Origin of the sequence: Pseudomonas sp. UBA6699 (genome assembly GCF_002454615.1) — a bacterium.
Classification (GTDB): domain Bacteria; phylum Pseudomonadota; class Gammaproteobacteria; order Pseudomonadales; family Pseudomonadaceae; genus Aquipseudomonas; species Aquipseudomonas juntendi.
On sequence record NZ_DKJF01000048.1, the window covers coordinates 1 to 9,379 of the forward strand.

Annotated in this window: 7 protein-coding genes; 3 read left to right on the top strand and 4 right to left on the bottom strand. The window is 62.2% G+C overall.

All coding sequences use genetic code 11. The features are described 5' to 3' along the window. A partial coding sequence (gene pnp / locus B3361_RS09280; protein ID WP_286920185.1) for a polyribonucleotide nucleotidyltransferase occupies positions 1-1,808 on the top strand: 1,808 nt, incomplete at its 5' end. A 264-nt stretch (positions 1,809-2,072) separates the two neighbouring features. Next, positions 2,073-2,423, top strand: a complete 351-nt coding sequence (locus B3361_RS09285; protein WP_009685355.1) for a BON domain-containing protein — start codon at positions 2,073-2,075, stop codon at positions 2,421-2,423. Positions 2,424-2,492: 69 nt separating this feature from the next. On the opposite strand, the gene B3361_RS09290 is transcribed toward B3361_RS09285, so the two are convergent. Then, positions 2,493-2,795 (bottom strand): putative quinol monooxygenase, encoded by a 303-nt coding sequence (locus tag B3361_RS09290; protein WP_009685356.1) that lies wholly within the window; start codon positions 2,793-2,795, stop codon positions 2,493-2,495. Positions 2,796-2,853: 58 nt separating this feature from the next. On the opposite strand from B3361_RS09290, the gene B3361_RS09295 reads away from it, so the two are divergent. Beyond that, entirely contained in the window at positions 2,854-3,267 is a 414-nt protein-coding gene (locus B3361_RS09295) for a VOC family protein (RefSeq protein WP_029886580.1), read from the top strand. A gap of 147 nt (positions 3,268-3,414) precedes the next feature. Here the strand turns inward: B3361_RS09295 and B3361_RS09300 are convergent, their stop codons facing one another. The 3 genes from B3361_RS09300 to acs form a co-directional block, all read right to left on the bottom strand. Beyond that, positions 3,415-6,351: a DUF748 domain-containing protein gene (locus B3361_RS09300; RefSeq protein ID WP_054904426.1), complete on the bottom strand. Its 2,937-nt coding sequence runs from the start codon at positions 6,349-6,351 to the stop codon at positions 3,415-3,417. A gap of 78 nt (positions 6,352-6,429) precedes the next feature. Further along, positions 6,430-7,299, bottom strand: a complete 870-nt coding sequence (locus tag B3361_RS09305; RefSeq protein WP_054904427.1) for an oxygenase MpaB family protein — start codon at positions 7,297-7,299, stop codon at positions 6,430-6,432. A gap of 42 nt (positions 7,300-7,341) precedes the next feature. Next, positions 7,342-9,276, bottom strand: a complete 1,935-nt coding sequence (acs, locus tag B3361_RS09310; RefSeq protein WP_054904428.1) for an acetate--CoA ligase — start codon at positions 9,274-9,276, stop codon at positions 7,342-7,344. Positions 9,277-9,379 lie beyond the last annotated feature (103 nt).

A 9,379-nucleotide genomic window follows, 5' to 3' on the forward strand; every position in this document is an offset into this window, starting at 1 on the left:
GCCCGCTGTTCCCGGAAGGCTTCATGAACGAAGTGCAGGTCGTCTGCACCGTGGTTTCCACCAGCAAGAAGACTGACCCGGACATCGCTGCGATGATCGGTACCTCGGCTGCCCTGGCCATTTCCGGCATTCCATTCGAAGGCCCGATCGGTGCGGCGCGCGTGGCCTTCCACGAAAGCACCGGCTACCTGCTGAACCCGACTTACGAGCAACTGGCTGCCTCCAGCCTGGACATGGTCGTTGCCGGTACTTCCGACGCCGTGCTGATGGTTGAATCCGAAGCCCAGGAGCTGACCGAAGACCAGATGCTGGGCGCGGTACTGTTCGCCCATGACGAGTTCCAGGCCGTGATCCAGGCCGTGAAAGAGCTGGCTGCCGAAGCGGGCAAGCCAACCTGGGACTGGAAACCTGCGGTGGCCAACACCGAGCTGTTCAACGCCATCCGTGCCGAGTTCGGCGAAGCGGTTTCGCAAGGCTACACCATCACCGTTAAGGCCGACCGCTATGCGCGCCTGGGCGAGCTGCGTGACCAGGCGGTTGCCAAGTTCTCCGGTGAAGAAGGCCAGCCTTCGGCTGCTGAAGTAAAAGACATCTTCGGCGAAATCGAATACCGCACCGTTCGCGAAAACATCGTCAACGGCAAGCCACGTATCGACGGCCGCGACACCAAGACCGTTCGCCCGCTGAACATCGAAGTGGGCGTGCTGCCGAAAACCCACGGTTCGGCGCTGTTCACCCGCGGTGAAACCCAGGCCCTGGTGGTTGCGACCTTGGGTACTGCCCGTGACGCCCAGCTGCTGGACACCCTCGAAGGCGAGAAGAAAGACCCCTTCATGCTGCACTACAACTTCCCACCGTTCTCGGTAGGTGAGTGTGGCCGCATGGGCGGCGCTGGCCGTCGTGAAATCGGCCACGGCCGTCTGGCCCGTCGTTCGGTCCAGGCCATGCTGCCTGCCGCCGACGTGTTCCCGTACACCATCCGCGTGGTATCGGAAATCACCGAATCCAACGGTTCCAGCTCCATGGCTTCGGTTTGCGGTGCTTCGCTGGCGCTGATGGACGCCGGTGTGCCGATGAAGGCGCCAGTGGCCGGTATCGCCATGGGCCTGGTGAAGGAAGGCGACAAGTTCGCGGTCCTGACCGACATCCTCGGTGACGAAGACCACCTGGGCGACATGGACTTCAAGGTAGCCGGTACCGCCAAAGGCGTCACCGCGCTGCAGATGGACATCAAGATCAACGGCATCACCGAAGAGATCATGGAAATCGCCCTGGGCCAAGCCCTGGAAGCGCGCCTGAACATCCTCGGCCAGATGAACCAGGTCATTGGCCAGTCGCGTACCGAGCTGTCGGCCAACGCGCCTACCATGATCTCGATGAAGATCGACACCGACAAGATCCGTGACGTGATCGGTAAAGGCGGCGCCACCATTCGCGCCATCTGCGAAGAGACCAAGGCTTCGATCGACATCGAAGACGACGGCTCGATCAAGATCTTCGGCGAAACCAAGGAAGCGGCAGATGCTGCCAAGCAGCGCATCCTGGGCATCACCGCCGAGGCCGAGATCGGCAAGATCTACGTCGGCAAGGTCGAGCGTATCGTCGACTTCGGCGCCTTCGTCAATATCCTGCCTGGCAAAGACGGCCTGGTGCACATCTCCATGCTGAGCGATGCGCGCGTCGAGAAAGTCACCGACATCCTGAAAGAAGGCCAGGAAGTTGAAGTACTGGTGCTGGACGTGGACAACCGCGGCCGTATCAAGCTGTCGATCAAGGACGTAGCCGCGGCCAAGGCCTCGGGCGTTTAAGCGACCGCTACGCAGCAATGGAAGAGCCCTTCGGGGCTCTTTTTTTTTGACCGGGGCGGGAACCTTTTGCGGACTTGCATCTTGCATGCAGGTTGCAGGTGCAGATTGCAAAATGCATGACTACTGCCGTTTGGCATAATCGCTAACGTACTGATTTATAAGGTTTTAGTAGAAAATCAAAACCTGGCACAGCGCATGCAACTACCTTCATACCTGACGCCAGGACACACGGCGCAGACCTTTCGAAAAACAGGAGTGACCCACATGAAGAAGTTCGCCATTGCTGCCGCTACTGCTACCGCTCTGACCCTGACCATGGCTAATGCGGCTTTTGCCCAACAGACCACCCAGGCCCCGATGATGCTGGCGGCCGGTGAGGTGACCAAAGCCAAGGAAGCTACCTCCGATACCTGGATCACCACCAAGGTCAAAGCTGACCTGATGACCGAGAAAGGCGTACCGGGCAGCGACATCAAGGTAGAAACCAACAAAGGCGTGGTTTCGCTGTCGTCTGACATGAAAGTGACTGAGTCCCAGAAAGAAATGGCAGTCAGCATTGCCAAGAAGATCAAAGGCGTACAGGCCGTTTCGGCTGACGGCCTGAAAGCCGAATAAGGAATGTCCCGTCGGCCAAACGGATTTGGCCACCCAATGCTGTAGGGGCCGCTTCGCGGCCCCTTTTATTCAATAAGCCGGATTACGCGCTACCACACCACTCTCGAAGCATTCCTGCTCAATGATCAGCGGCTCGACCAGGGGCCGGCTATCTCGAAAATGGGCGGTCTGGGTATGCGCCTCATACGCCGCATCATCGCGGTAGATCTCATACAGGTAGATCACATCCGGATCGACCCTGTCCTGCGATACATCGAACACCAGGCAACCCGCCTCGCTGGCCACCGAAGCAGCGGCATTGACTTTGATCGCGCTTAGGAAAGCATCGGCACACCCGGGCTTCACGCGGGTCTTGATGAACAGGCTATACACAAAGTGCTCCTTTTGTTTTAAATTCAATAATGAATTGTATACAAAAAGGAGCCTAGCCATGTCTGAATTGCCTGCCCGCCCTGGCCGCCTGAATGGCCTGCGCCATATTGCCTTGCTGGTACCCAACCTTGAGGAGTGCGAACGCTTTTACGTCGATGTGCTGGGTATGGAAGTACTGAGCCGCGCCAATGAAGACTTGGTGTACCTGACCTGCGGTAATGACAACATGTCGCTGGGGCGCGGGGCAGGGGCTGCCAACGGGTTGCAGACCTTGGACCATTACGGGTTCATCGTGGACAGCGTCGAGGAACTGGAGGCCTGGTATGCGTACTTCAAGGCCCGAGGGGTGACCTTGCTCGACCGGCCTTTCAACCATGGTGATGGCGCGCGCAGCTTCCACCTGCTGGACCCGGCGGGGAACAAGGTGCAGCCGCTGTATCACCCGGCGGTGTCGGGGCAGCGGTTGGTCTGAAGCCGCCTCTGTGGGAGCGGCCTTGTGTCGCGAAAGGGCCGCGCAGCGGCCCCAGGGTTTCAGCAGCGATTTATCAATTGCTGGGGCCGCTTTGCGGCCCTTTCGCGACACAAGGCCGCTCCCACAGGTGCGCGTCAGGCTTGCTAATTACTCAGCATCCAGATGCATTGGCGTGACCACCCGGCCGTCTTTCTCGGGCTGGCCCAGGCTGGTGTCGATGAAGTACACCCGGTCATCTTCCAGCTTGCCTTTGTCGACCAGGTAATCCTTGATGCTGCTGGCCCGCTCCTGACCCAGCGTGCGCAACAACGCAGTACTCTCCGCCCACGACTTGATCACCGCATCGCGCAACTTGGCTGTGCGTTCGTCACGGCTAAGTTGCTCCCATTCGGCCGGCGGTTGTTGCTTCAGGCGCGTACGGTAGATGCCTTCGAGCATCGCCGGTTTGTCGCTGTCGTCGACCACCAGCATCGAGGCATTGGCAGGCACCTTGTCGCCGCGGCGCTGCAATATCTTGTACCAGGTGGCCTGATACTCACGTTCCAGGCGTTGCTGGGCAATCAGTGGGCCATCGCTGGCCTGGGCGCTGGTGCCCTCGATTTCCAGGCGCAATTCCGGGCGTTCTTTAAGCGCGGAAGCCAGCTTGTCCAGCGCCGCCTGGGCATCGCCACTGAGGGTACTGGAACCGGGGGCGAAGGCGACGTTACCCAGGTCTTGCGAACCGCCGCCAGTGATCAGCCCACCGATGAACTTGAAGGGCGCCTGGGCTGCCCGCAGCACCAGATTGCGCAGGGTTTGCCAGACGATCGGCATCACGCTGAACTGCGGGTTGTTGAGGTCGCCCGACACCGGCAGCTCAATCGAGATCTTGCCTTGAGTGTCCTTCAACAACGCCACCGCCAGGCGGATCGGCAGGTCGACCGCATCCGGGCTGTCGACTTTCTCACCTAACTGCAGTTGCTCCACCACCACCTTGTTCTCGGCTTTGAGCTGGCCATTGGTGATCAGGTAGTGCAAGTCGAGGTTGAGCCGGCCTTTGCGAATGCGGTAACCGGCGAATTTGCCGGAATAGGGCGTCAAGGTGGTCAGCTCGACGCGCTTGAAGCTGGTGGCGATATCCAGGCTGGCCAGCGGGTTGAACGGGTTGAGGGCGCCCTTGATGGTAACCGGGGCGTAGCGGTCGACCTTGCCTTTCACGTCAACCTTGGCAGGCACCGGCTTGCGGTTGTCGATGGTGCCGATCTGGCCGTTGAGTTGCTGCACGGCGGTGGCGAAGTTGGGGGTAAGGGACAGGTCGGCAAAGTTGGCCGAGCCGTTCTTGATGTCGACCTGGCCAATATGAATGCCCAGCGGCTTGCTGCTGCTGGCGGGGGCCGTTGTGGCCGGGCTGCTTGGCTTGGCGCCGGCCGGTTGCGGGATCAACAGGTCATTGACGTTGGTCGTGCGGTCTTCGTTGATGATGAAGCGCGCGTAGGGCTCCTGCAGGGTCACCTTGTCGATCGACAGGGCATCACCGTGCACATACGACAAGCCGTCTACGTTGACCTGTTGCCATTTCACGAAGTCCCGGCTCTTGATGGTGTCCAACGTATGCAGTTGGCTGACCTGGGCCTTGCCGGTGACCGTGAAGGCCAGTGGCGTGGTGTTCTTCAGGTCGACCTTGAGGTCACTGTCGAGCATTCCGCTGCGCAGTTCCAGCAGGATGAACGGGCTGACGTAGGCCTGGGCCACGCGCAGGTCGATGTCGCGGGTGCTGACGTCGAGCTTGGCCTGGATGGGCGCCAGGTTCACCTGGCCGGCGGCCTGCAGCTTGCCTTGCTTGCCTACGCCGGTATCGAGCTTGAGGGTGAAGGGGGACTGGTTGAGGCTGTCGAAGCCTTGCAGGTCGACATTCAGCGGGCCGACATCGAGCGCTACCGGTTCTTTCTGGCTGCGATCTGCCAGGTGCACCAGGTAGTTGCGCAGTTGCACGTTCTGGAGCAATACCTGCCAAGGCTTGGCCGGTTCGTTGGCCGATTGCGGCTCAGGCGCAGGGCCGGCGGCAGCCGGTTCGGCCTTTTCTTTCGGCGTGGCTTTGGCCGGTTGGCTGGCGAACAGCTTCTGCCAGTCGAGCTGGCCGTCCTTTTCCAGTGCTGCCCAGGTTTCCAGCTTGTCGCTGCGCAGCTTGCCCACACTGACCTGTTGCTTGACCAGGTCGACGGTCGTCTCGCTCACCTCCAGGTTGGCCAGGCGCGCCAACGGGCGGCCGTCTGGCGCGTTGATGGCGAACGGGGCCACCCGCAGCGTGGCGTTGTCCAGCAGCAGCTCGGTCTGCTTGGCGAGATTGAGCTTGTACTGGGTCTGAAGGCTGACCAGCCCGTCCTGCAGCACCAGGGGCACGGCATCGCGCACGTAGGGCCAGAACAGCTTCATCTTGGCGTCGGTGACTTTCAGCGTGCCTTGCGAGGCGATCGGCGACAGGCTGAGGGTGCCGTTCCAGTCGATGCGCCCGCCGTTGGGGCCGTTGGCCACCAAGGTCATGTCGGCGTTGTCGTCAGGCAAGGTGCTGAGGTTCTTCAGCTCCAGGTTCATGTTGTCGTAGAGGAACTCGATGGGTTCGCTCGGGCGCATGTCCTGGAAGTGCAGCAAGCCTTGCTTGAGCTTGATGCTGCCGATACGCAACGGGAAGGGGTCGCTGGGTGGCTCGTCGGGCTTGGCTTCGCTCGGCGGCAGCTTGAACAACGTCGTCAGGTTGAGTGTGCCGTCTTTGGCGAACAGGACCTGGTTGCGGGGCTTGTCGAGCTCGACCGCTTCCAGGTGCAGGGCCTTGCTCCACAGGCTGTCGAGCGACAGGTTGGCGTACAACCGGTCGAAACCGACCTGCTCCTTGCCAGGCTCGCCAAGCTGCAGGCCCCACAGGGTCAGCTCAAGGCTGAAGGGGTTGAGTTCGATGCGTTCAAGGTGCGCGGGCACGGTAGCGTACTTGGTCAATTGCTGATTGGCGATACGCAGTGCCACGCCGGGAAGAATCAGGAACCCAAGCAGGCTGTAGAGGGCTACCAGGGCCACGATGGCGCCAGCGGCGCGAGTCAATCCTTTGTACATGTGTCGCTTCGTCGGTCTGAGCAGGAGTGCTTGGAGTATGGCACGTTAAATCAGTTCCGCAGGCGCGACCTGTTGCCCTCACTCGATGCCCATGCGCCGCCTGGCGCGGTGCGCGGAGCCGTCGCGCATTGCCCAGCGCAGCAGCGCTGCCGTGGGTTTGAGGCCCAGGCGGATCAGGCGCTGCTGCCAGGGCCGGTGCTGCAGGCCAAGCAGGCTCTGGCCCCAGCCAGGCAGCAGGTCGATGCCGGCGTGCAGCATCAGTTTGCCCACCGGTTGAGCCAGGCGGCTGGGGGCAGGGGCGTCGAGCAGAATCCGCATGACCTCCCGGCTGCGCGCATCACAGTGCAGTTGCGGGCGCATGGCTTGCAGGTAGGCGTCCACCTGCTGGCACGAGCGTGGTACGTCACGGGCGCCAAGGCGCTCGGCGATCAAGGCGATTTCGTTGTAGTAGGCATCTTGCTCGCTGCGCGGCATGTGCGGGTTACGGTAGCGCAAGTGGGCGGCCAGAAAGCTGCTGACCTCTGCCACATGCACCCAGGTCAGCAAGGCTGGGTCGCTGGCCGCGTAGGGCCGGCCATCCGGTGCAGTGCCGGTCACTTGCAGGTGGATGGTGCGCACTTTCTCGATCAGCCACTCGGCATCACCGGTCGCGCCGAAGGTTGTACCGGAGATGAACTGGCTGGTGCGCCGCAGGCGGCCGAGCAAGTCCTCGCGGAAGTTGGAGTGGTCCCAGACGCCGGCCAGGGCCAGCGGATGCAATAGCTGCAGCATCAGTGCGCTGATGCCGCCGACCAGCATGCTCGGAAAATCGCCATGCACCTGCCAACTGACACTGTGCGGGCCGAACAGCCCTGGGTCACCCTTGGGGGACTCCAGGTCGAGCTGGCCGAGGGCCAGCCCGGTAAGGCTCATGACCTGGGTTTCGATACGGCGGCGTAGGGCTTCCATGGCGACCTGCGATACAGGGCGGCCATCAGCAGCGGCCGCCGGTTACTGGTTGAGGCGTTTGTCGATCAGGTCCTGCACCACGGCGGGGTCGGCCAGCGTCGAAGTATCGCCCAGGTTGTCCAGTTCGTTGCAGGCGATCTTGCGCAGTATACGCCGCATGATCTTGCCGGAGCGGGTCTTGGGCAGTGCCGGGGCCCACTGGATCAGCTCGGGCTTGGCGAAACTGCCGATTTCCTTGCTGACCATGGCGAGTAGCTCGGCCTTGAGCGCTTCGTCCGGTGTAACGCCATTCATGGCCGTGACGAAGGCGTACACGCCCTGGCCCTTGAGGTCATGCGGGTAGCCGACCACGGCGGCTTCGGCGACGCGATCATGCAACACCAGTGCGCTTTCCACTTCGGCCGTGCCGATACGGTGCCCTGACACATTGATCACGTCGTCAATACGCCCGGTGATCCAGTAGTCGCCGTCGGCATCACGGCGGGCGCCATCGCCGGTGAAGTAGTAACCGCGCATGGGTTTGAAATACGTGTCGACCATGCGCTGGTGGTCGCCATAGACACTGCGGATCTGCCCGGGCCAGCTGGCCTTGATCACCAGCAGGCCGGCCCCCGGCCCGTCTATCACCTCGCCCTTTTCATCCAGCAGGGCGGGCTGTACGCCGAACATGGGCTGGGTGGCACAGCCCGGCTTGAACGTGGTCGAGCCGGGCAGGGGGGTCAACATGATGCCGCCGGTTTCGGTCTGCCACCAGGTGTCGACGATGGGGCAGCGCTTTTGCCCGACCGCTTCGAAGTACCACTCCCAGGCTTCCGGGTTGATCGGCTCGCCGACACTGCCCAGCAGGCGCAGGCTTTTGCGCGAGGTGCCCTGCAGTGGCCCAGAGCCCTCGCGCATCAGTGCCCGCAGCGCGGTCGGCGCGGTGTAGAAAATATTGACCTGGTGCTTGTCCACCACCTGCCAGAAGCGCGAGGTGTCTGGGTAGTTCGGTACCCCTTCGAACATCAGCGAGATGGCGCCGTTGGCCAATGGGCCGTAGACGATGTAGCTGTGCCCGGTCACCCAGCCCACATCCGCGGTGCACCAGAACACTTCGCCGTCGCGGTAATCGAACACCACCTTGAAGGTCAGGGTTGCCTGCAACAGGTAGCCGGCGGTGGTGTGCAGCACGCCCTTGGGTTTGCCGGTGCTGCCAGAGGTGTAGAGGATGAACAGCGGGTCTTCGGCTGCCATGGGCTCGGGGGCGCAGTCGTCGCCGGCGTGTTCGGTTGCCTCGTGGTACCAGAGATCGCGGCCCTCGGCCCAGTCCACCGCGCCTGCGCTACGGCGGACCACGAAGACGCTGCTGACGGCCGGGCAACTGGCCAGGGCTTTGTCGACGTTCTGCTTCAACGGGATACGCTTGCCGCCGCGCACGCCTTCATCGGCGGTAATCACCGTACGGCAGTCGGCATCGAGAAGACGATCACGCAGGGCGTCCGGCGAGAAACCACCGAACACCACCGAATGGATAGCGCCGATGCGGGTGCAGGCCAGCATGGCGAACGCTGCTTGGGGGATCATCGGCATGTAGATGCACACGCGGTCGCCTTTCTTCACCCCGCGCGCCTTCAGGGCGTTGGCCAGGCGGCAGACTTCGCGGTGCAGTTCGCGGTAGCTGATGGCTTTGGCATCTTTAGGGTCGTCCCCTTCCCACAGCAAGGCCGTCTGCTCAGCGCGCTGGGCCAGGTGGCGGTCGATGCAGTTGTAACTGACGTTGAGCTGTGCGCCGTCGAACCAGCGGGCCTCGCCGGAGCGCAGGTCGCACTGCTGCACGCTTGACCACGGCTTGATCCAGTCCAGGCGCTTGGCTTGCTCGGCCCAGAAGGCGTCGGGGTCTTCTACCGACTGGCGGTAAAGGCGCTGGTAGTCGTCGGGTGTGAGGGCGGCGGACTGGCTGACGGCCAGGGCCTGGGGATATTTGCGGATATCGAACATGGCGGTGGTCCTGCTCTTGTAAGGGGCGAGGGACTGCAACGGCTATTCGATAGGACAGTGTAGCTGGGAGAGGTGTTCAAATTGTGCCGGCCTCTTCGCGGGC

Coding starts and splice junctions, on each gene's coding strand:
- acs (WP_054904428.1), bottom strand. CDS start 9,276: ATGTTCGATATCCGCAAATATCCCCAGGCCCTGGCCGTCAGCCAGTCC.
- B3361_RS09285 (WP_009685355.1), top strand. CDS start 2,073: ATGAAGAAGTTCGCCATTGCTGCCGCTACTGCTACCGCTCTGACCCTG.
- B3361_RS09295 (WP_029886580.1), top strand. CDS start 2,854: ATGTCTGAATTGCCTGCCCGCCCTGGCCGCCTGAATGGCCTGCGCCAT.
- B3361_RS09300 (WP_054904426.1), bottom strand. CDS start 6,351: ATGTACAAAGGATTGACTCGCGCCGCTGGCGCCATCGTGGCCCTGGTA.
- B3361_RS09305 (WP_054904427.1), bottom strand. CDS start 7,299: ATGGAAGCCCTACGCCGCCGTATCGAAACCCAGGTCATGAGCCTTACC.